20 protein-coding genes and 1 pseudogene are annotated in these 19,933 nt (G+C 70.9%); 10 read left to right on the top strand and 11 right to left on the bottom strand.

Features of this window, described 5'->3' with window-relative positions; all coding sequences use genetic code 11:
- Window positions 1-59: 59 nt before the first annotated feature.
- On the bottom strand, window positions 60-251 hold the full coding sequence (locus AC1DWC_RS22505; protein WP_072842875.1) for a hypothetical protein: 192 nt from the start codon (window positions 249-251) through the stop codon (window positions 60-62).
- A gap of 841 nt (window positions 252-1,092) precedes the next feature.
- Window positions 1,093-2,058, bottom strand: a complete 966-nt coding sequence (locus AC1DWC_RS22500) for an alpha/beta hydrolase family protein (protein WP_477911611.1) — start codon at window positions 2,056-2,058, stop codon at window positions 1,093-1,095.
- 121 nt (window positions 2,059-2,179) lie between these two features.
- On the opposite strand from AC1DWC_RS22500, the gene AC1DWC_RS22495 reads away from it, so the two are divergent.
- Window positions 2,180-3,376: a PucR family transcriptional regulator gene (locus AC1DWC_RS22495; RefSeq protein ID WP_477911609.1), complete on the top strand. Its 1,197-nt coding sequence runs from the start codon at window positions 2,180-2,182 to the stop codon at window positions 3,374-3,376.
- Window positions 3,377-3,595: 219 nt separating this feature from the next.
- A complete protein-coding gene (locus AC1DWC_RS22490) occupies window positions 3,596-4,465 on the top strand; it encodes an alpha/beta hydrolase family protein (protein WP_477911607.1) in 870 nt (289 codons plus the stop codon).
- A gap of 27 nt (window positions 4,466-4,492) precedes the next feature.
- Here AC1DWC_RS22490 and AC1DWC_RS22485 read toward each other — a convergent pair whose 3' ends face one another.
- From AC1DWC_RS22485 to AC1DWC_RS22475, 3 genes are read right to left on the bottom strand one after another with little or no spacing between them, the layout of a single operon-like run.
- Window positions 4,493-5,065, bottom strand: coding sequence for a DUF4126 domain-containing protein (locus AC1DWC_RS22485; RefSeq protein ID WP_477911605.1), 573 nt, complete (start codon window positions 5,063-5,065; stop codon window positions 4,493-4,495).
- A gap of 31 nt (window positions 5,066-5,096) precedes the next feature.
- The gene (gene mctP / locus AC1DWC_RS22480) at window positions 5,097-6,776 is read right to left on the bottom strand and encodes a monocarboxylate uptake permease MctP (protein ID WP_477911603.1); all 1,680 of its coding nucleotides are present in this window, start codon (window positions 6,774-6,776) and stop codon (window positions 5,097-5,099) included.
- Window positions 6,773-7,051: a DUF3311 domain-containing protein gene (locus AC1DWC_RS22475; RefSeq protein ID WP_477911601.1), complete on the bottom strand. Its 279-nt coding sequence runs from the start codon at window positions 7,049-7,051 to the stop codon at window positions 6,773-6,775. The genes mctP and AC1DWC_RS22475 overlap by 4 nt, the downstream gene beginning before the upstream one ends.
- 260 nt (window positions 7,052-7,311) lie before the next feature.
- On the opposite strand from AC1DWC_RS22475, the gene AC1DWC_RS22470 reads away from it, so the two are divergent.
- Together AC1DWC_RS22470 and AC1DWC_RS22465 are read left to right on the top strand one after the other, a co-directional pair.
- Window positions 7,312-8,667, top strand: coding sequence for a sigma 54-interacting transcriptional regulator (locus tag AC1DWC_RS22470; protein ID WP_477911619.1), 1,356 nt, complete (start codon window positions 7,312-7,314; stop codon window positions 8,665-8,667).
- Window positions 8,667-10,613, top strand: coding sequence for a hypothetical protein (locus AC1DWC_RS22465; protein ID WP_477911599.1), 1,947 nt, complete (start codon window positions 8,667-8,669; stop codon window positions 10,611-10,613). The genes AC1DWC_RS22470 and AC1DWC_RS22465 overlap by 1 nt, the downstream gene beginning before the upstream one ends.
- A gap of 5 nt (window positions 10,614-10,618) precedes the next feature.
- On the opposite strand, the gene AC1DWC_RS22460 is transcribed toward AC1DWC_RS22465, so the two are convergent.
- From AC1DWC_RS22460 to rpmB, 6 genes are all read right to left on the bottom strand, one after another.
- The gene (locus AC1DWC_RS22460; protein ID WP_477911597.1) at window positions 10,619-11,356 is read right to left on the bottom strand and encodes a lysophospholipid acyltransferase family protein; all 738 of its coding nucleotides are present in this window, start codon (window positions 11,354-11,356) and stop codon (window positions 10,619-10,621) included.
- A gap of 102 nt (window positions 11,357-11,458) precedes the next feature.
- Entirely contained in the window at window positions 11,459-12,385 is a 927-nt protein-coding gene (locus AC1DWC_RS22455; RefSeq protein WP_072842869.1) for an AEC family transporter, read from the bottom strand.
- Between the two features lie 131 nt (window positions 12,386-12,516).
- The gene (rpsR, locus tag AC1DWC_RS22450; RefSeq protein ID WP_072842868.1) at window positions 12,517-12,774 is read right to left on the bottom strand and encodes a 30S ribosomal protein S18; all 258 of its coding nucleotides are present in this window, start codon (window positions 12,772-12,774) and stop codon (window positions 12,517-12,519) included.
- 22 nt (window positions 12,775-12,796) lie between these two features.
- The gene (gene rpsN, locus AC1DWC_RS22445) at window positions 12,797-13,102 is read right to left on the bottom strand and encodes a 30S ribosomal protein S14 (protein WP_477911595.1); all 306 of its coding nucleotides are present in this window, start codon (window positions 13,100-13,102) and stop codon (window positions 12,797-12,799) included.
- Window positions 13,102-13,266: a 50S ribosomal protein L33 gene (rpmG, locus tag AC1DWC_RS22440; protein WP_477911593.1), complete on the bottom strand. Its 165-nt coding sequence runs from the start codon at window positions 13,264-13,266 to the stop codon at window positions 13,102-13,104. Before rpmG ends, rpsN begins: the two co-directional genes overlap by 1 nt.
- On the bottom strand, window positions 13,266-13,502 hold the full coding sequence (gene rpmB, locus AC1DWC_RS22435; protein WP_477911617.1) for a 50S ribosomal protein L28: 237 nt from the start codon (window positions 13,500-13,502) through the stop codon (window positions 13,266-13,268). Before rpmB ends, rpmG begins: the two co-directional genes overlap by 1 nt.
- A gap of 83 nt (window positions 13,503-13,585) precedes the next feature.
- On the opposite strand from rpmB, the gene mrf reads away from it, so the two are divergent.
- The 6 genes and pseudogenes from mrf to AC1DWC_RS22405 all read left to right on the top strand — a co-directional run bounded on the left by mrf (window position 13,586) and on the right by AC1DWC_RS22405 (window position 19,905).
- Window positions 13,586-14,890, top strand: a complete 1,305-nt coding sequence (gene mrf / locus AC1DWC_RS22430; RefSeq protein ID WP_477911591.1) for a ribosome hibernation factor-recruiting GTPase MRF — start codon at window positions 13,586-13,588, stop codon at window positions 14,888-14,890.
- The gene (locus AC1DWC_RS22425; RefSeq protein WP_072842864.1) at window positions 14,887-15,138 is read left to right on the top strand and encodes a type B 50S ribosomal protein L31; all 252 of its coding nucleotides are present in this window, start codon (window positions 14,887-14,889) and stop codon (window positions 15,136-15,138) included. Before mrf ends, AC1DWC_RS22425 begins: the two co-directional genes overlap by 4 nt.
- Window positions 15,139-15,180: 42 nt before the next feature.
- Window positions 15,181-15,354: a 50S ribosomal protein L32 gene (gene rpmF, locus AC1DWC_RS22420; RefSeq protein WP_072842863.1), complete on the top strand. Its 174-nt coding sequence runs from the start codon at window positions 15,181-15,183 to the stop codon at window positions 15,352-15,354.
- Between the two features lie 114 nt (window positions 15,355-15,468).
- Window positions 15,469-18,609 carry a protein kinase domain-containing protein gene (locus AC1DWC_RS22415; RefSeq protein ID WP_477911589.1) on the top strand — a complete coding sequence of 1,047 codons (3,141 nt, stop codon included), beginning with the start codon at window positions 15,469-15,471 and terminating at the stop codon, window positions 18,607-18,609.
- Between the two features lie 80 nt (window positions 18,610-18,689).
- Window positions 18,690-19,160: pseudogene (locus AC1DWC_RS22410) on the top strand (trimeric intracellular cation channel family protein); the annotation flags it as partial.
- A gap of 52 nt (window positions 19,161-19,212) precedes the next feature.
- Window positions 19,213-19,905, top strand: a complete 693-nt coding sequence (locus AC1DWC_RS22405; protein ID WP_477911587.1) for a response regulator transcription factor — start codon at window positions 19,213-19,215, stop codon at window positions 19,903-19,905.
- Window positions 19,906-19,933: the final 28 nt, after the last annotated feature.

Raw genomic sequence — 19,933 nt, 5'->3', positions numbered from 1 at the left:
GATTCCGTCGAGTGCGCACCTCTCGGTGTCGGGTAGGTGCACACTCGCGCGGGCTGAGGTCAGGCGGCCGACCCGGAGATCACGATGCGGGCGGCGCCGCGGTCGAGCAGTTCGCGGGCCAGGTCGGTGGCCGCGGCCCGCTGGTGGGTGTCGGTGTGCGACAGGTCGAGGGTGATGACCTGGCCGGAGAGGTCGGCGGGCAGGTCGGCCAGCGGCGGGACCGCGGCCAGGGTGTGGATACGAAGCTTCATGTGGATCTCCTTGTTGTGCAGTTTCGAGAGTGCTTTCGGTAGCGACGATCTCGAGAAGTTTGGGGTAGCTAGAAGAACGGCACCCGGGGCGATTGCCCGGGTGCCGAGAACAGTTCCGTTACGTCAGGAGTGTTCTCGGGGTCCACGCATTGCCTGGGAGTGGCAGAGCCACATGGGTACGGCGCCGCTGCGTGCAACGTAGAAATGTGCAACGCAAGAATGCGCAATCTGCTTCACTGTGGGCCGTCCCTTTCCTCTAGGCATCGGTGGTTAGGCGAGAACGCTACAGCACGGTGACGACATCCGCACTTCGGTATCGGCCCGCGGCGCGGCGGCCGGGTGTGCAGATGCGGGCGCGCCGGCCGAGGCGGGTCACCGGAGGGTGCGCACTCGGCGCTGTTCACAGGGATGCGCCGGCCTCGAGATCTCCGAGGCTCCGCCCGAGTCCAGTGGCCGTCACCGTCGTACTCGACGAGCAGCGCGTCGAGCGTCTCGGCGGCCCGCGCCCGGATCAGGGCGCCGAGGCCAATTCCCTTGGCGATGTGGACATCTCGATGCAGCCGGGTGTGGTCGGGGCGCAACTGGCGATCGGTCAGTGCGCCCGTCGCGACGGCGACACTTCCCAGAGACAGTTCATCGAATTCCCCCATCCCTCGAGGCTGGCGGACGGCTCACCCGGTCGGCGGACAGGTTCCGCAATTGTGGACAACTTCGGCGTTTGTCCACAGCCCGCCGAGAGTGCACTTGCGGGTGCGTCGGCCGAGTGCGCACGGACAGTCCCCCAACCACTTCGTGCAGGGAGGTGCCCCCGAGTGCACACTCGGCGGACGGCGGCGCGGAACTAGAAGCGGGCGATCCAGTCCTTGAACCCGGCCGCGAACTCGGCCGAGAACGGCAGGTCCTCGATGTAGTCGGCGCCGGTGGAGTCGCGCTCGCCGATCTCCTTGAGCACGTGGTTCGCCGTCGTCATCCGCACCGACGTCAGCGCCGTCCCGGCCAGTGCCGCTTCCAGCGCGTCCACGTCGGCGTCCGAGACCTGGGTGTCGCGTGCCGAGCAACTGGTCAGCACCGGCAGCCCGGCGGGCAGCGCGGCCGCCAGCTCGCGGGGGTCGAGGGCGTCCTCCTCGGCGAGGGCCTTGGCGTTGACCGGGACGAAGCCGGCCATCCGCAGCGGCTCGGGCAGGTCGTCGGGCAGGGTGCCGTCGGTGCGCAGCGACTCCACCGCCTCGGTCAGCGCGGTGCGCAGTTCGTCGGCCAGTTCCAGCGGGAGGGCGCCCGCGCCGGCGGCGGCGTCCACCTGGTCGTTGATCTGCCGGGTCAGCAGGTCGAGCAGCCGGACCGCGAGCGGTTCGAGCAGACCGAGGCCGGCGACGGCGGGGGCGTCGTCGGCCACGGCCAGCGCGAGGCCGACCAGCGCGCCCTCGCTGTGTCCGATCACCAGCAGGCGGTCGGCGTCGATGTTCGGTTGCGCCGCAAGGTAATCGAGGCCGTTCGCGGCCGCGTCGACGAAGGTTGAGAAGCCGAGCCCGGCGACATCCTCGACCTCGTACGGGCCGAGCCCGGTCTCGCCGCTGCCGAGCTTGTCGTAGCGCAGGCTCGCGATGCCGGCCCCGGCCAGGGTCTCGGCGAGGAAGCGCAGGGTACCGATGTCGCCGGGCAGCAGCGCGCTGTCGCCGTTGCGGTCGGTCGGGCCGCTGCCGGCAAGCAGCAACGCTGCGGGGACCGGTCCCGTCACCGCGTCGGGCAGGAGGAAGCTGCCGTGCAGGGTGACGTCGCCGCTGGTGAAGGTGATCTCGGTGTCGGCCATGGTGACCAGTCTGTCAGGACGGCTCGGCCGCGGAACGACCCGCACGGACTGTCCGCCGGGCTATTCTGCTGCTCGCGCCATTTCCCCGTGGTGCGGGCACGGTCGGGCGAGGAGAGGCGGCGTGGTGGTGGTCGTCCGGGACACGGCAGCGCACATTCTCACCGCCGTGGACAAGTCCCTCGCCCGTCGGCTGCCCGCGATCGCGGGCGGTCTGGCCGAGGAGATCTTGGCCGAGGATGCGGCCTACGCGGCACTGATCGAACCCGCGGAACTGCGGGAGACGATCCTGCACAACCTGCGGCACGCGACGGCCTCGATGCGCGCGCGGTCGGCGGACCGGCCGGTGGACCTCTCCGACGCCGCCCGGACCGGACGGGTCCGCGCCGAGCAGGGGCTGCCGCTCGCCTCGCTGCAGCACGCCTATCGCCGCGGTTGCCGGCTGCTGTGGCAGGCCATGGTCGAGACGGTGCGGCAGGAGGAACCGGACTCGCTGCCCGAGTTGCTGCCGTGCGTCGGTGACCTCTGGGACATCGTGGACCTGATGACCGGGGCGGTCGCCGACGCCTACCAGAAGACGGAGTCGGAGCGGTTGGCCCGCGACATCGAGCGCCGCAACGCGTTGTTCGACGTCCTCCTCGGCGGTCCGGGTGCCGACCTGCCGGCCGGCGGCGGCGCGGGCCTGGTCGCGGAGGCGTCGGCTTTCCTCGGCCTGGCCGACCGCGGACGCTACGCGGTGGCCGTCGTGCGGTCGGACGGACGCGGGGTGGGATCCGCACACGCAGGCCCGCGGACGGACGGCTTCCAGGTGATGTGGCGGATCCGCGCCGACCACGAGGTCGGCCTGATCACGCTCGGCTCGGGCGATCTCGGCGACGCGGTCCGGGCGCTCGGGGTGCCCGGGGTGCGGGCCGGCGTGAGCCCGGTGGTCGGCTCGCCAGCCGAATTGGTCAGGGCGCGTTGGCTGGCGGAGATCGCGTTGCAGACCTGTGTGGCCGCGGGCGACGAGGTGGTGGTGCTCGACCAGCGGTTGCCCGCCGCGCTGGTGGCGGCCCAGTCGGACCTCGCCGAGCGCCTCCGGACGGTCGTCCTGGGCCCGGTGCTCCGGTTGCCGCGGGCCGAACGGGAGCTGATGCTCGCAACCCTCACCGCCTGGTTCGACGCGGGAGGCTCGGCGCAGGTCGCGGCGGGCGCACTGTTCTGTCATCGCAACACGGTCCTCAATCGTCTGCGTCGGATCGAGGAACTCACCGGCCGCTCCATCGGTGATCCTCGGCAGATGGTGGAGCTGGCGCTGGCCGTCGAGGCCGCCCGCCGGTAGCGCCGATCCTGGGCATGCGGGCCAGTGTCGGCACCGCCGGATTGTGCTCGGGCACAAGGTTCGTCCCAGTTCGGTCTTCCGCTGTGCGGCGGCGGTGCGGGGAATACCTTTCACCTCACCTGCCGGACAGGCAGGTCCGCGTCAGCGCCACCGAAACCGGCTGACCCGGTTGCCACCCTCGCCTGTCGAAGGCGACCGCCGAAGGGAAGATGTTCGCGTATGCGCAGATACGACACCCGCACCGCCCTCGTCCGTAGGATCCTCGCCGCCGCGATGGCGACCACGGTTGCGGCGCTGGCCATGACGGCCGTCGCCACCCCGGCTCAGGCGGAGGGCATCCCGGGCGTCGGCCGGAACTGGGGCGCTGCCGGGCCGTACACCCCGGAGGTGAGCGTCGGCCTGGTCCACACCCTGTACTACCCGCAGAACATGGGATCGCACGGCGAGAAGCACCCCGTGGTCATCTGGGGCAACGGCACCGGCGTGGTGCCGGGTGCCTACACCGTGCTGCTGCGCCACTACGCCAGCCACGGCTTCATCGTGGTCGCCGCCAACACGCCCATGACCAACTTCGCGATCACCATGCGCGGCGGCATCGACCTCGCCGAGCAGCTCAACGCCGACCCGTCCAGCGTCTTCTTCGGCAAGGTCGACCTGGACCGGATCGGGTCCGCCGGTCATTCTCAGGGCGGTTCCGCGGCCGTCAACGCTGCCGTCGACCCCCGGGTGGACACGGTGGTCGCGATCCAGCCGGGACCGCTCAACGACGTCGACCTGATCGACGAACCGGTCCTGTACCTGGCCGGCCAGTTCGACGCGATCGTGTGGCCGATCCTGGTGAAGGGCATGTACAACGACGCCGACCACGTTCCCGCCGAGTATGCGGAACTGCGCGGCGCCACCCACTTCGGCACCGGGATCTCCGGCGGCGACATGCGGGCCCCGTCGACGGCGTGGCTGCGGTACTGGCTGATGGACGACCAGAACGCGCGCGCCGAGTTCTTCGGCCAGAACTGTGGTTTCTGCTCGGACAGCAGCCAGTTCTCCGACTTCCGCCGCAACGGCCTGGCCGCGCAGATCCCGGGCTGACGGGCGCAGGGGCGACGGCGGCGCGACCTACGCGCGCCGCAGCGCCTGCACCCGGCGCATGCCCTTCCACGCGAACCACAGCAGGAAGGCCAGCAGCACCGGGATCAGCAGGGGCAGCAGGAAGGCGACCAGGACCAGGACGAAGGACAGGGCGTCCTCGACCACCGAGATCACCGGGTTCGCCAGCCCCGCGGTGCCGGCCGTGCTCGCCGCCCGGGTCCCGGTCTGGGCGGCGCTGAATGCCAAGGCGGTCGGCGCACCGACGATGATGCCGGCGATCACCGCGCCGGTGGGTCCGAGGTCGGTGAACACCGCGCCCGCGGCGATGGCCGCGGCGATCGGCCGGGTGAAGGTGCCGAACACGCCGAGGGCGTTGTCCACCACCGGGATCAGGTCGGCGACCAGTTCGACGGCGGTCGCGACGGTCAGCGCGACCAGTGCGCCCGTCGACCCGACCCAGGCGAACGACTCGCCGAGTGTGATGCCGAACAGCCCGAAGTGTACTGCCGCACTGAGCATCAGCAGCGGCAGGAAGGTGCGCAGACCGGTGGCCGCCGCCAGGCCGAGTCCGAGCACCGTGGGCAGCAGCCAGGTCTCCATGGGCAGAGTGTAGGGGCCGGTGCGGCGTCGGTCAGGGACTCGGCGAGGCCTCGGCCGGCGTGGCGGGCAACGGCCGGACCTTCGGGTCGCCGGTGTCCGCGAAGTAGTCGCCCTTGATGGTGGTGTCCACCCCGTACGGCGCCTTGGCCGCCCGCAGCGCCAGGGTCCCCGCCGCCGCGACGACGATGTTCACCACGAATGCGGTGAGCGCGATGTAGCCCATCTGCGCGATGCCGGGGATCGAGGCCACCGAGCCGGCGAAGTGCGCGGCGGTGGGCGAGGACACGTTGTAGGCGGCCACCGAGCCGTAGACCATCCCGACCGCCCAGCCGGCCAGCAGCGCCCACCGGTGGAACCAGCGGGTGTAGAGCCCGAACACGATGGCGGGGAAGGTCTGCAGGATCCAGATGCCGCCGAGCAGCTGGAAGTTGATGGCGTTCTGCTTGTCCATCGTCAGCACGAAAATCAGTGCCACGAACTTCACGAACAGCGAGACGACCTTGCTGACCTTCGCCTCCTGCGGCGGCGTCGCCGACGGCCGGAACCACTCGCGGTACACGTTGCGGGTGAACAGGTTTGCCGCCGCGATCGACATGATCGCCGCCGGGACCAGGGCGCCGATCGCGATCGCCGAGAACGCGACGCCCGCGAACCAGGACGGGAAGGAGTCCTCGAACAGCTGCGGGATCACCAACTGGGCGTTGGGTTTCCCGTCCAGGCCGACCGGTTTGGTGCCGGCGGCGATGGCGACCCAGCCGAGCAGTGCGAGCAGGCCGAGCAGGAAGCTGTAGGCGGGCAGGATGGTGGCGTTGCGCCGGATCGTGTTGCGCGACTTCGACGACAGGGTCGCGGTGACCGAGTGCGGGTACATGAACAGCGCCAGCGCGGACCCGAGTGCGAGCGTGGCGTACGCCCAGTACTGCTGGCTGTTCGGGATGAACGACCCGATCGGCTTGCCCGTCGTGGGGTTCGGGGTCGACATCTTGGTCTCGGCGGCGTCGAAGATGTGCGCCCACCCGCCGTACCGGGACGGCAGGTAGATCACCGCGACGATGATCACCAGGTAGATCAGGGTGTCCTTGACGAAGGCGATGATCGCGGGCGCCCGAAGCCCCGACGAGTAGGTGTACGCGGCCAGCACGGCGAAGGCGATCAGCAGCGGCAGGTCGCGGGCGATCACGTTGTCCGAGCCGCCGATGCCGATCACCTCCAGCACCGCCTGGATGCCGACGAGTTGCAGGGCGATGTACGGCATGGTCGCGAGGATGCCGGTGAGCGCGATCGCCAGCGAGAGCCCCTTGGAGCCGTACCGGCCGCCGATGAAGTCCGCCGTGGTGACGTAGCCGTGCCGGTGGCTCACCGACCACAGCCGGGACATGAACACGAAGATGATCGGGTACAGGATGATCGTGTACGGGATCGCGAAGAAGCCGCTGACCGAACCGAGCGCGAACATGGCGGCCGGCACCGCGATGAACGTGTAGGCGGTGTAGATGTCGCCGCCGATCAGGAACCACGTCACCCAGGTGCCGAAGCTGCGCCCGCCCAGGCCCCACTCGTCGAGGCTCTGCAGGTTTGACGCCCGGCGCCACCGCGAGGCCAGGAACCCCAGGACCGTCACCAGGGCGAACAGTGCGATCAGCACGGCCAGGGCCACCGTGTCGACGCCGGTCTTGTTGTCCGCGTCGGCGAGCACGGTCAGCGTGCTCACCGGGCGTCGCCGTGGTCGGCGGACCCGCGCATCGGCCGGTGCGGCCGGGCCTTGAGCACCAGCCGGTACGCGGCCCAGGTCGCGGCCGCGCAGAGGAACACCCAGACGAACTGGTACCAGAAGAAGAACGGCACGCCGCCCAGTTCGGGATCCTTGCGGGCGTAGAACGGCACCCACAGGATCGCGACGAGGGGCAGCGCGAGCAGGACGGCGGCCACGGCCAGCAGCGCCTTGTCGGCCGGGGGCGCGGTGTTGTCGTCGGGTTCGTCGGTCACGGCGTTCTCCCCACTCGGACGCGGGCGTGGCATGGCCCGCACATGCGGGAAGTTACTCCGGATCGCGGGGCCGCATCGGGCAACGACGGTCACGGAAGGGTCGCGCAGGACGCGCCGAAACGCGACGTCTCGTCCCGGTACGGGGATTGTCAGTGCCGAATCCGGCGAACGCTCGTAGCGTGAGTGGGGTGACTGCCTCGAGCCCCGCTTCTCGCACCACGAACGCCGACGCGCCGACGTCGCCGCCCGCCCCGCGCACCCTGGGTGAGCTGCGCGCGTCGGGACACGTCACCCGCCCGGTCAAGGACGAGATCCGGGAGAACCTGCTGGCGGCGCTGCGCGACGGCCGCGACCCCTGGCCCGGGATCGTCGGCTTCGGTGACACGGTCCTGCCGCAGCTGGAACGGGCGCTGATCGCCGGCCACGACGTCGTGCTGCTCGGCGAACGCGGGCAGGGCAAGACCCGGCTGCTGCGGACGCTGCCGCTGCTGCTCGACGAGTGGACGCCGGTGATCGCCGGCTCCGAGCTCGGCGAGCACCCGTACGAGCCGATCACCCCTGCGTCGATCCGGCGAGCTGCCGAGATGGGCGACGAGCTGCCGGTCGGGTGGCGGCATCGCGACGAGCGGTACTCGGAGAAGCTCGCCACCCCGGACACGTCGGTGGCGGACCTGGTCGGCGACGTCGACCCGGTGAAGGTCGCGGAGGGCCGCAGCCTCGGCGACCCCGAGACCATCCACTTCGGACTGGTGCCGCGCGCGCATCGCGGCATCGTCGCGGTCAACGAGCTGCCCGACCTGGCCGAGCGGATCCAGGTGTCGCTGCTGAACGTGATGGAGGAACGCGACATCCAGGTCCGCGGATACACGCTGCGGCTGCCGCTGGACGTGCTGCTGGTGGCGAGCGCGAATCCCGAGGACTACACGAACCGCGGGCGGATCATCACCCCGCTCAAGGACCGCTTCGGTGCCGAGATCCGCACCCACTACCCGAACGCACTCGACGACGAGATCGCGGTCGTCGGGCAGGAGGCCCAGTTGCGGGCGGAGGTCCCCGGGCACCTGCTCGAGATCCTTGCGCGCTTCACCCGGCTGCTGCGGGAGTCGCCGTCGGTGGACCAGCGGTCCGGGGTGTCGGCGCGGTTCGCGGTGGCCGCGGCGGAGACCGTCAGCGCGGCGGCGGTGCACCGGGGGGCGGTGCTCGGCGAGGCCGACCCGACCGCGCGACCGGTGGACCTGGGCACCCTGATCGAGGTGCTGCGCGGCAAGATCGAGTTCGAGTCGGGGGAGGAGGGTCGCGAGCTCGAGGTGCTCGAGCACCTGTTGCGCCGGGCCACCGCGGACACGGTGCGCGAGCGGCTCGGCGGCCTGGACCTCGGCCCGTTGGTGGCGGCAGTGGAGTCGGGCGGCCCGGTGGTCACCGGCGCCCGGGTCACCGCCAAGGACCTGCTCGGCGAGCTGCCCGAGCTCGAGGTGTTCGACCAGCTGGCCGCCCGGCTCGGCGCGCAGACCGCCGGCGCCCGGGCGGCCGCCGTGGAACTGGCCCTCGAGGGCCTGTACCTGGCGCGGCGGATCGCCAAGGACCCGGACGACGACGGGCAGCTGGTGTACAGCTGATGAACCAGCGTTACGGCCCGTACCACGGCGGCCCGGATCCGCTGGCGCCGCCGGTGGACCTGCGCGAGGCGCTGGACGCGATCGGCAACGACGTGCTGGAGGGGTCGTCCCCGCGCCGGGCGCTGCGCGAACTGCTGCGCCGCGGCAGCAAGAACATGCGTGGCCTCGACGAGCTCGCCGCGCAGGCGCATCGGCGTCGGCGGGAGTTGTTGGAACGCAACAATCTCGGCGGCACCCTGGCGGAGGTGCGCGAGCTGCTCGACCGCGCGGTCCTGGCCGAACGCCAGGAACTGGCCCGCGCGCTCGACGACGGCGCCAGGTTCTCCGAGCTGCAGCTCGACGAGTTGTCGCCGTCCACCGCGCAGGCAGTCCGCGAGCTGTCGGAGTACACCTGGCGCAGCCCCGAGGCAGAGGCGGACTACGAGAGGATCCGGGACCTGCTGGGCCGGGAGCTGCTCGACCAGCGTTTCGCCGGCATGAAGGAGGCTCTCGAGAACGCCACCGACGAGGACCGCAGGCGCGTCGACGAGATGCTCTCGGACCTGAACGACCTGCTGGACAAGCACTCTCGCGGAGAGGACAGTCAGCAGGACTTCGACGAGTTCATGAAGCGGCACGGCGACTTCTTTCCCGAGAACCCCCGCAACACCGAGGAACTCCTGGACTCGCTGGCCCGGCGGGCGGCGGCCGCGCAGCGACTGCGGAACTCGCTGACCGACGAGCAGCGCGCCGAGTTGGATGTGTTGGCGCAGCAGGCCTTCGGCAGCCCGAGTCTGATGGGTCAGCTGGACCGGCTGGACGCGAACCTGCGGGCGGCGCGGCCCGGCGAGGACTGGGGCGGCGGGCAACGCTTCCGTGGGGACGACGGCATGGGTCTCGGTGAGGGTACCGGCGCACTGGCGGACATCGCCGAACTCGAGCAACTGGCACAACAACTCTCGCAGGAATATGCGGGTGCCCAGCTCGACGACATCGACCCCGAGGCGTTGCTGCGTCAGCTCGGCGAGGAGGCCGCCGCCGACACCCGGACCCTCGCCGACCTCGAACGGGCCCTGCAGCAGCAGGGCTTCCTCGACCGCGGCGCCGACGGCCAGTGGCGGCTGTCCCCGAAGGCGATGCGGCAGCTGGGGCAGTCGGCGTTGCGTGACGTCGCCGGGCGCCTCTCGGGCCGCCGCGGCGAGCGTGACACCCAACGGGCCGGCGCGACGGGGGAACCGACGGGGGCGAGCCGGGAGTGGGAGTTCGGGGACACCGAGCCGTGGGACGTCACCAGGACCGTCACCAATGCCGTGCTGCGCGAGTCGGCGTCGGGGCGGCCCCGGCTGCCCGTCCGCCTGCAGGTGTCCGACGTGGAGGTCGCCGAGACCGAGCAGCGGGTGCACGCGGCGGTCGCGCTGCTCGTGGACACGTCCTTCTCGATGGTGATGGACGGCCGGTGGGTGCCGATGAAGCGCACCGCCCTGGCCCTCAACCACCTGATCACCACCCGGTTCCGCGGCGACGACCTGCAGCTGATCGGGTTCGGGCGCCTCGCCCGCCAGCTCACCCCGTCCGAGTTGGCCGGCCTGGACGGGGCGTGGGACCAGGGCACCAACCTGCATCACGCGCTGCTGCTTGCCGGCCGGCACCTGCGTCGCAACCCGAACGCCCAGCCGGTGGTGCTGATCGTCACCGACGGGGAGCCGACCGCGCACCTCGAGCCGGACGGCCACGCGTTCTTCGACTACCCGCCGCACCCCAAGACGCTGGGCCTGACCGTCCGCGAACTCGACAACGTGGCCCGGCTCGGCGCCCAGGTGACGATCTTCCGGCTCGGTGACGACCCCGGCCTGGCCCGGGTGGTGGACCGGATGGCGCACCGCGTCGGCGGCCGGGTGGTCGCGCCGGACCTGGACGGTCTCGGTGCGGCGGTCGTCAGCGACTACATGCGACTGCGGCGCAGGTAGGGGAGTCAGTACCGCCGCCGGGCCTCGTCCACCGTTTCCTGCAGGTGCCGCTGGACGGTCCGGGCGATCTCCATCGGCTTGGCCGGGATCTCGGTCACCGGGTGCCCGACGTGGACGCTCGCGGACTTCACGGTTGCGGTGGCGGGTCCGTAGCTGATGCCCAGATGCAGGAGCGCCGGCGTCGCGCCGAGCTTCCCCGCCCGCGAGGCGATGTGTCCGATCCCGCTGTTGACGTGCTGGACGCGGGCGGGATCCTCCATGTTGCAGGTGCCCTCCGGGAAGATCGCCAGGCTGTCACCGCGGCGGACCCGTTCGGCGGAGATCTCCATCATGCGTCGGCCCGCGTCGGAGACCGCGCGCAGCCCGTGGTTCTTGCTCCGGAAGACGGGGATGCCGCCCATCATGTCGATGCGCTTGCGCAGCTTCGGCTCCCGGAACAGTTCGTCCTTCGCCAGCACCCGGGTCCGGCCGATCACGGACCGCAGCGGGGTCTGCCAGGCGGTCGCCGCCAGGATGTACTGGTCGCTGTCGGTGAGATGGTTGGCCGCGATGATCAGGCTGGTGCCGTCGGAGAGCAGTGCCCGGATCGACTCCTCCGCCCCGGGGGCGAAGCTGACCCGCGGGCGGTACCGGGCGCTGAGTGCCGCATAGGCCAGCCTTGCGAGCAGCAGATTCTGCTGATGGTCCAGGTAGAAGTCGTAGACGCCCTGCTGGTCGTCGAGTGAAACGTCGGGCCTGAGCATGTCGTCCCCATTTCGTGCCGTCGATCTGCCGGACCTACGGTACCGTAACCTACGGCTACGTAAGTTACGGCTTCGTGGGTTACGGCTTAGCGGGTTGCGGCGTCAGGCCAGCGCCCAGGCGACGAACCCGATGGCGGGGATCGACGCCAGCGTGGTGACCAGCGCGGCGTCGCGTGCCAGTACCGTGCCGCGCTGGTACCGGCTGGCGTAGACGAACACGTTCTGTGCGGTCGGCAGCGTCGACACCACGACCACCGCGAACAGTTCGTGGCCGTCCAGGCCGAGCAGGAACCGTCCCATCAGGTACGCCAGTGCGGGCTGGACCAGGATCTTGAGCACGGACGCGAGCGCGATCTCGCGGCGCGGACTGACGCCGCGCTGGAGCACCCGCACCCCGTACAGCGAGAGTCCGAAGGTCAGCAGCGCGCCCGGCACCGAGGCGCCGCCGATCAGTTGGAACGGCTGGATGAGCGCCTCGGGGGGTGTCCATCCGGACAGCGCGACCGCCAGTCCGGCGACGCCGGCGACGACGATCGGGTTCTTGAAGGGCGTGGTCAGCGTCTCTCGCAGGGAGGCGCCGCTGCGGGCGGTCGTCAGGTCCAGTGCGGTCAACGCGATCGGCGAGTACACCAGGATCTGGAAGAGCAGCAGCGGCGCCACGAACGACGCGTCGCCGAGCACGAAGACGGAGATCGGGATGCCGAGGTTCGCCGAGTTGACGTACGAGGCCGCCAGCGCGCCGATGGTCGCCTCCGGCACGGCCTTGCGCATGACGCCGAGCGCGAGCGCCAGGTAGATGCCGCCGACGGCGAATGCGGTCGCGGCGGCGACGGCCAGGGTGGGGGAGAACACCACCGACAGGTCTGCCCGGGCGAGGGTGTCGAAGAGCAGCGCGGGGGTGGCGACGAAGAACACCAGCCGGCTGAGCACGAACTCGCCGTGCTCGCCGAGCACCCGGGTCCGGCCGAGGACGTAGCCGATGGCGATGATGACGAAGATGACCAGAAAGCCCGCGAACACACCGGACACCGCGGGACCTCCTAGAACGAAACCGTGCCGAGTCTAGTCGGTAGCCGGGCGAAGGATTTCGGTGCCGGGAAACGACAAAGGCCGCGCGGTCCGTGAGGACTGCGCGGCCTTTGCCTGGAAAACTTGGCTGACTACCGGCTGGTGAAGGGCAGCAGAGCCATCTCGCGGGCGTTCTTCACCGCGACGGCAACCTGACGCTGCTGCTGCGGGGTCAGGCCGGTGACGCGACGGCTGCGGATCTTGCCGCGGTCGGAGATGAACGTGCGGAGCAGGTTCACGTCCTTGTAGTCGACGTGCTCGATCTTCGCCGCGAAGAGCGGGTTCTTCTTGGGCTTGCGGCCCGCGTCAGCGCCGCGGGGCTTCTTGGACGGGGCTCTCTTGACTGCCATTGCTTCCCTTACCGATCGAGTGTTACCAGCTGGACTTGCGGACGCCTGGCAGTTCCCCGCGATGGGCCAACTCGCGTACGCGCACGCGGGACAGCCCGAACTTTCGCAGGTGACCTCGCGGACGTCCGTCCGCAGCGTCACGATTTCGCAATCGTACCGGACTGGCGTCGCGCGGCTGACGCTGCAGTGCGGACTGGGCTTCCGTCCGCTCCTCGGGGGTGCTCGACGGCCGCCGGACGATGTCCTTCAGTTCGGCCCGGCGTTCGGCGAACCGGGCGACGACCGCCCGTCGTTGCTCGTTCCTGGCGATCTTCGACTTCTTGGCCATCAGCGTTCCTCGCGGAAGTCGACGTGCCTGCGCACGACGGGGTCGTACTTGCGGATCACCATGCGGTCGGGGTCGTTGCGGCGGTTCTTGCGGGTGACGTAGGTGAACCCGGTGCCCGCGGTGGACCTGAGCTTGACGATCGGCCGGGTCTCGTTTCGCGCCATCAGAGCTTGACCCCACGGGCGCGCAGCCGGGCGACGACGGCCTCGATGCCGTCCCGGTCGATGGTCTTGATGCCCTTGGCGGAGACGGTGAGGGTGATCCGCCGGCCCGCGCTCGCCAGGTAGTAGGTCTTCTTCTGGATGTTCGGGTCCCAGCGCCGGTTGGTCCGGGTGTGCGAGTGCGAGACGGACCTGCCGAACCCTGGCCTGCGTCCGGTGACCTGGCAGTGCGCCGACATGGCGACCTCCTTCGTCACCTCACATTGAGATGACAATCATTTTCGACAACGACAGGATGGCACTGTAACGTCCTCTCTACGTAATGACAATCGTTGTCGAAAGAGGTGATGTGGTGGGCGACCAGCGGACACCGCTCGTGGTGGTGGCGGGATGGTCGGAGGCAGTGCAGGCCGCGGTCGCGTCCCTGGCCGGTGAGGGCACGGTGGTGGTGCACCACGACCTGAGCCGGGTGCGGGAGGGCGTGGTGCGCCGGGCGGTGACCGGTGCCGACGGTGTCACCGACACCCAGATCCTGGAGCTTGCCCACGCCTGCGTGTCCTGCACCCTCCGGGAGGACCTGCTGCCGATGCTGCGCCGGCTGCACGCCCGCAGTTCGGTGCGGCGGATCGTGCTGCACCTGGACCGGACGCTCGAGCCGGAGGCGGTGTGCTGGGCCGTCGAGCACGTGCCGGTGGTCGGGGTGGTGGGCCAGATCGACGGCCCGGCCTCGCGGGACGTCCGGGTCGAGGCGGTGCTCACCTGCGTCGACGCCGAGAGCTGGTTCGACGACGCCACCGGCGACGACGACCTCGCGGACCGCGGACTGAACGCGAGCCCGGACGACGAGCGGACCGTCGCGCAGGTGGTGGTCGGCCAGGTGGACTACGCCGACGCGGTCGTGGTGTCCGCCCGCGGCGCCGACGGCTGGCAGCAGGCGAAGCTGCACGCCGCCCTGGTGCGCCTCGCCCCGTCGGCGCCGATCGACTGGGTCGACGACGCCGGCGAGGTCGTAGCCGAGCAGCTGTTGCGCCGAGTCCCGCCGCACGCCCGGCGGGGAGAGGGACGCGACGCGCACTCGCCGCTGCTGCGCGGGCAGCCGCCGCTGGCCGCGGACTGCGGCCTCGCGCTCGTCGAGTTCGCCGCGGACCGGCCCTTCCACCCCGGGCGACTGCACGACGCGGTGGACGTGCTGCTCGACGGCGTCGTGACCGCGCGCGGGCGGCTGTGGCTGGCCACGCAGCCGGACCACGTGATGTGGCTGGAGTCCGCGGGTGGCGGACTGCGGGTGGCGTCCGCCGGCCGCTGGCTCGCCGCGATGACGCCCGAGGAGCAGGAGCGGATGCCGACCGCGCGGCGGGCGATGGCAGCGCTGCGCTGGGACGACCGCTTCGGCGACCGGGACACCTCGGTGGTGGTGCTGGTGCACGCCGCCGAGCCCGGCGAAGTCGAGCGCGCCCTGCGGGGCGCGCTGGTCACCGACGACGAACTGCGTCGCGAGGCCGACTGGGCGCGCTGGCCGGACCCGTTCGGGCAGTGGCACGAGGACCCCTGCGAGACGGTCGACGTGGCGTTGCGGGACAGCGAGTACAGCAACACCAACGACACCGACAGAGAGGACCGATCATGAAGAACGGCATCCACCCCGACTACCACCCGGTGGTCTTCCAGGACGCGGGCACCGGGACGAGGTTCCTCACCCGGTCCACCGTGACCAGCGACCGCACCACCGAGTGGGAGGACGGCAACAGCTACCCCCTCGTCGTGGTCGACGTGACCAGCGAGTCGCATCCCTTCTGGACCGGCGCGGCCCGGGTGATGGACACCGCAGGTCGCGTGGAGAAGTTCGAGCGCCGCTACGGGCGACGTCGGCCCTGACCTGAGAAAAGCCCTGACCAGAGAAGTGAAGGAGAACAACCTATGGCAGTCCCCAAGCGCAGGATGTCCCGCTCGAACACCCGCAGCAGGCGGTCCCAGTGGAAGGCCACGGTCCCCGACCTGGTCGAGGTGACCGTCGGCGCGGTGGTGCACAGGGTGCCGCGCCGGCTGGTGCGGGCGGTGCAACTCGGCCGGTACGACCCCAGCAGGCGCTGACCCGACCTGTCGCTGGGGCAGCAGTGTTCGCTCACGTCTCCGGGGCGCCCGCCACGGGTAATCTGGAGACGCTGAGCAGACAGCGACACGGGTGTTCGAGGAAAAGAGCGTGCCGTGGCCGACGCGGATCCACCGGCGACGCAGGCCGACCTTCCCGGTTTCGATTCGGCCGGGGACATCGCCGCGGAGCTGAGCGCGTCCGGATTCGAGGGTTCCGAGGAGGTCGGGCGCGGCGGCTTCGGCGTCGTCTACCGCTGCCGGCAGAGTGCCCTCGGACGGACGGTCGCGGTCAAGGTGCTCTCGGCGTCACTCGACCGTGAGAATCGGGAGCGCTTCCTGCGCGAGGAGTACGCGATGGGGAGGCTCTCGGGCCACCCGAACATCGTCGCGGTCTACCAGGTCGAGGTAACAGCGAGCGGCCGACCGTTCATCGTGATGCCCTTCTACGCGGCCGGCTCGCTCGAGGCGAGGACCCGTCGGGAAGGGCCGCTGGACTGGGGTGCGGCGCTGCGGGTCGGCGTGAAGTTGGCGGGCGCCCTCGAGACGGCACACGGCGCGGGAATCCTGCACCGCGATGTGAAACCCGCGAACGTCCTGCTCACCGACTACGGCGAGCCGCAACTCGCCGACTTCGGTATTGCCCGCATCGCCGGCGGGTACGAGACCACGGCGGGTGCGGTCACCGGGACGTTGGCCTTCACCGCGCCCGAGGTACTCGAGGGCGGTGCCCCGTCTGTGGCGTCGGACGTCTACGCGCTCGGTGCAACGCTGTTCTGCCTCGTGACGGGGCACGCCGCCTTCGAACGCAGGCCGGGCGAAGAGCCGCTCGCCCAGTTTCTGCGGATCGCCGCGAATCGGATACCGGACCTGCGCACGCAGGGGGTCCCGGACGTCGTGTGCGCCCTCCTCGAAGCGGCGATGTCGCGTCGCCCGTCCACTCGCCCCCGCACGGCCGCCGAGTTCGGCAACGCCCTGCGTGAGGCCGAGCTGCAGTGCGGGTTGGCGATCGACGAGATGGCCCTTCCCGTCGGCCCGGCGTCCGGGCCGGACGTGGCGTCGGACGCAGCCGGGGCGACCGCACGGGACGGCTCGCCGTCGGGTTGGAGCGTGCGCGGGGGCGCCACCGCCGACCGCACCGGGTTGGCCTCCCGCCAGACCCGCCCCCGTCGGCTGCCGTTGCCGCTGACCAGCTTCGTCGGGCGGGGCGCCGCGCTTGCCGAGATCGGCGAGCTCTTGGCCGCCGCGCGGCTGGTGACGCTGACCGGTCCGGGCGGTGTGGGCAAGACCCGTCTGGCGTTGGCGGCGGCGTCGGACTCGGCTTGGCGCGACGCCGTGTGGCTGATCGAGCTCGGTGCCGTGCTCGCGCCGGAGCAACTCGTCGGCACGATCGCGGACGCGCTGGGTCTCGGGGACGAGCCGGTTCCCTCACGTGACCCGGCACGCGCCCTCGCCGACCGCCTCGCCGACTCGTGGGGCGATCGCGAGGCGCTGATCGTGCTGGACAACTGCGAGCACCTGGTCGAGGAGTGCGGCCCGCTCGTGGAGGAGCTCCTGCACACCGTCGGCGGCCTGCGGGTGCTGGTGACCAGCCAACGCGTCCTCGGGGTGGGCGGCGAACACGTCTACCCGGTGCCGCCGCTGACGCTGCCCGCTCCTGCCGACGACGCGGCCGAGGGCGCGGGGGAGAGCGACTCCGAGGCGGTCGAACTTTTTGCCGCGCGGGCGCGCGCGGTGTCTCCGGAATTCGCCGTCACGGCCGCGAACCGGGCCGCCGTCGACCGGCTGTGCCGGGAGTTGGACGGCGTGCCACTGGCCATCGAACTGGCGGCAGCCCGGATCCGCGCGTACGGCGTGGACGAGATGCTGCAGATGCTTGCCGACCGGTTTCGGTTGTTCGCCACGGGCAACCGTGCGGCAGATCCGCGGCACCGTTCCCTGCGGGCACTGGTCGAATGGAGCTACGACCTGCTCACCGGGCCGGAACGGGACGTGTGGGCGATGGTGTCGCTGTTCTCGGGCGACTTCACCGCGGCGGCCGCCGCCGAGGTCTGCGCGGGTCCGGCGTACCACGAACTGGACGTGCGGCTGATTCTCGCCTCCCTGGTCGACAAGTCGATGCTGTTGTCCGACACCGTGTCCGGAACCCGCCGCTACCGAATGCTGGTGACGCTGCGTGACTTCGGGCGGGAGCGGCTGGCCGAGTCGGACCTGGGGACGGAATGTGTGGAACGTTTCGTGCAGCGGTGCCGACGGCTCGCCGTCGAGTTCCGGCGGGGCTGGTTCGGCCCACACCAGCAGGCGGTGTACGACGCCGTCCACGCCGAACGGGAGAACATCCGGGCGGCGCTCGCGTACGGGAGGAGCGACGACGGGGAGCTCACCGCGCCGGCGATCGAGATCGTGACGTCCCTGCACTTCTACTGGCTGGCAAGTTGCAGCCTCTCGGAGGCGCGGCGGTGGCTGTCCGCGGCGCTCGAGTCCGGTGCGATCGACGACGCCGGACGGTCGCGGGCGTACTGGAGTTCGTCGATCGTGGCGATGCTGCAGAGCGACCGGGCGGTGGCACTCGACCATGCCCGGCGGTCGCGGGAGCTCGCGGTCGCGCTGGGGGACCGGACCAACGAGGGCTACGCCAAGTTCGCGCTGGGCTTCGCGGCGATCTGCGGCAACGACCTCGACCTTGCCCTCACGAGTTACCTGGACGCATTGCAGTGTCACCGGGACACGGGCGACAGCGCGGCCGTCGCCGTCACCATCACCGGACTGCTCACCGGTCTGCCGCAGGGTGGACGCGTCGACACCCTCTCCCCGCACCTGTGGCGCGAGGCGGCGGAGCTGTGCGCTGCCGCGGGGGAGAGATGGACGTTCGCCTATCTGACCTTCGCGCGTGGGTACGGCGCCTTCGTGGCCGGTGACCTCGCCGGAGCCCGCGAGCACGAACGCGAGTGCCTGCGCCTGGCGCGGGGTTTCGCCGATCGGATCCTCTGTGCCTGGGTCTTCGAGGTGACGTCCTGGATCGCGGAACGTCAGGGCGACTTCGAGCTGGCCGCGCGGATGCAGGGCGCGGCGGCCACCAGCTGGGCGTCGGGTGAGACGGCGATGCTGGGGTACGGCGGGATGCAGGATCAGCACGACGAGTCGAGGCGCCGCGTCCGGGACGCATTGGGCGAGGCGAAGGCCGACCGACTGATCCAGCTGGGCGGCCGGCGGACTGTGCGGGAGGGCGTTGCGCTCGCCCTGGGGGAGGTGGACTGAGCCCGTCCGCACCGCACGCTTCCGAGGCCGTGTGAGTGAATTGGGTCGGATCGGCGAACGGGGTGTGGAGGAATCGTGGCGACGTGCTGCTCGGGATCACGCCGCCGACCGCGCTGAACACCTGGAAGTTCTTCACCACCGCCGTCCTGACCTCGCTGGTGGTGTTCTTCCTGCACGCGACGGTGCGACGGCTGCGCCGGGAGATCCTGGTGTTCGACGCGGTGGGGATGGGGCTGTTCGCGAGCAGCGGTGCGGCGATCGCGCTGGAGGCGGGGGCCAGCGGCCAGGCCGCCTGCCTGATCGGCGCCACCACTGCCATCGGCGGCGGTGTGCTCCGCGACGTGCTGGTCAACGAGATGCCGTTGCTGCTCCACCGCGACCTGTACGCCATCCCGGCGCTGATCGGCTCGACGGTGGTGGTGGCGTGTTCGAACCTCGGCCTGACCACCGACGTCGGACTCGTGGCCGGCACCGTGCTGGCCGCCGTGGTCCGGTTGCTGGCGCTGTGGCGGGGCTGGAACCTGCCGGGCCCGCGACTGCTGCAGGATTGAACGACACGGCTCAGCACCCTCTCAGCCATATCTCAGTTCATAGGTTCAAACTATGAGCATGCGCATCCTGGTGGTCGACGACGACCGAGCCGTGCGGGAGTCACTCCGCCGGTCCCTCACCTTCAACGGCTACACCGCGGAGATGGCGGTCGACGGGCTCGACGCGCTCGAGAAGATCGCCGCCGAGCGGCCGGACGCGGTGGTCCTGGACGTGATGATGCCGCGGCTGGACGGTCTCGAGGTGTGCCGGCGGCTGCGTAGCGCCGGCGACGACCTGCCGATCCTGGTGCTCACCGCCCGGGACTCGGTCTCCGAGCGGGTGGCCGGGCTCGACGCGGGCGCCGACGACTACCTGCCCAAGCCCTTCGCGCTCGAGGAGTTGCTGGCCCGGCTGCGCGCGCTGTTGCGCCGGGCGATCCCGGAGGTCGGCGAGGACTCGGAGACCATGGCGTTCGAGGACCTCACGCTGGACCCGGTGACCCGCGAGGTCACCCGGGCCGGCCGGTCGATCAGTCTGACGCGCACCGAGTTCTCGTTGCTCGAGATGCTGATGGCCAATCCGCGCCGGGTGCTCACCCGCAGCCGCATCCTCGAGGAGGTGTGGGGTTACGACTTCCCGACCTCCGGCAACGCGCTCGAGGTCTACGTCGGCTACCTGCGCCGCAAGACCGAGGCGGACGGCGAGTCCCGGCTCATCCACACCGTGCGTGGCGTCGGCTACGTGCTGCGGGAGACGCCCCCGTGACGGCCGCCACCCACTCCGGGCCCATCCC

This window comes from Rhodococcus sp. P4_C10, from assembly GCF_056402135.1.
The sequence above is the reverse complement of the archived record's forward strand: the minus strand, read 5'-3'. Positions and strand labels throughout refer to the sequence as shown.

Excerpts from the sequence above, each read along its gene's own strand:
- AC1DWC_RS22505 (WP_072842875.1), bottom strand. The coding sequence starts at position 251 with ATGAAGCTTCGTATCCACACCCTGGCCGCGGTCCCGCCGCTGGCCGAC.
- AC1DWC_RS22500 (WP_477911611.1), bottom strand. The coding sequence starts at position 2,058 with ATGGCCGACACCGAGATCACCTTCACCAGCGGCGACGTCACCCTGCAC.
- AC1DWC_RS22490 (WP_477911607.1), top strand. The coding sequence starts at position 3,596 with ATGCGCAGATACGACACCCGCACCGCCCTCGTCCGTAGGATCCTCGCC.
- AC1DWC_RS22485 (WP_477911605.1), bottom strand. The coding sequence starts at position 5,065 with ATGGAGACCTGGCTGCTGCCCACGGTGCTCGGACTCGGCCTGGCGGCG.
- AC1DWC_RS22465 (WP_477911599.1), top strand. The coding sequence starts at position 8,667 with ATGAACCAGCGTTACGGCCCGTACCACGGCGGCCCGGATCCGCTGGCG.
- AC1DWC_RS22460 (WP_477911597.1), bottom strand. The coding sequence starts at position 11,356 with ATGCTCAGGCCCGACGTTTCACTCGACGACCAGCAGGGCGTCTACGAC.
- rpsR (WP_072842868.1), bottom strand. The coding sequence starts at position 12,774 with ATGGCAGTCAAGAGAGCCCCGTCCAAGAAGCCCCGCGGCGCTGACGCG.
- rpsN (WP_477911595.1), bottom strand. The coding sequence starts at position 13,102 with ATGGCCAAGAAGTCGAAGATCGCCAGGAACGAGCAACGACGGGCGGTC.
- rpmG (WP_477911593.1), bottom strand. The coding sequence starts at position 13,266 with ATGGCGCGAAACGAGACCCGGCCGATCGTCAAGCTCAGGTCCACCGCG.
- rpmB (WP_477911617.1), bottom strand. The coding sequence starts at position 13,502 with ATGTCGGCGCACTGCCAGGTCACCGGACGCAGGCCAGGGTTCGGCAGG.
- mrf (WP_477911591.1), top strand. The coding sequence starts at position 13,586 with ATGACAATCGTTGTCGAAAGAGGTGATGTGGTGGGCGACCAGCGGACA.
- AC1DWC_RS22425 (WP_072842864.1), top strand. The coding sequence starts at position 14,887 with ATGAAGAACGGCATCCACCCCGACTACCACCCGGTGGTCTTCCAGGAC.
- rpmF (WP_072842863.1), top strand. The coding sequence starts at position 15,181 with ATGGCAGTCCCCAAGCGCAGGATGTCCCGCTCGAACACCCGCAGCAGG.
- AC1DWC_RS22405 (WP_477911587.1), top strand. The coding sequence starts at position 19,213 with ATGAGCATGCGCATCCTGGTGGTCGACGACGACCGAGCCGTGCGGGAG.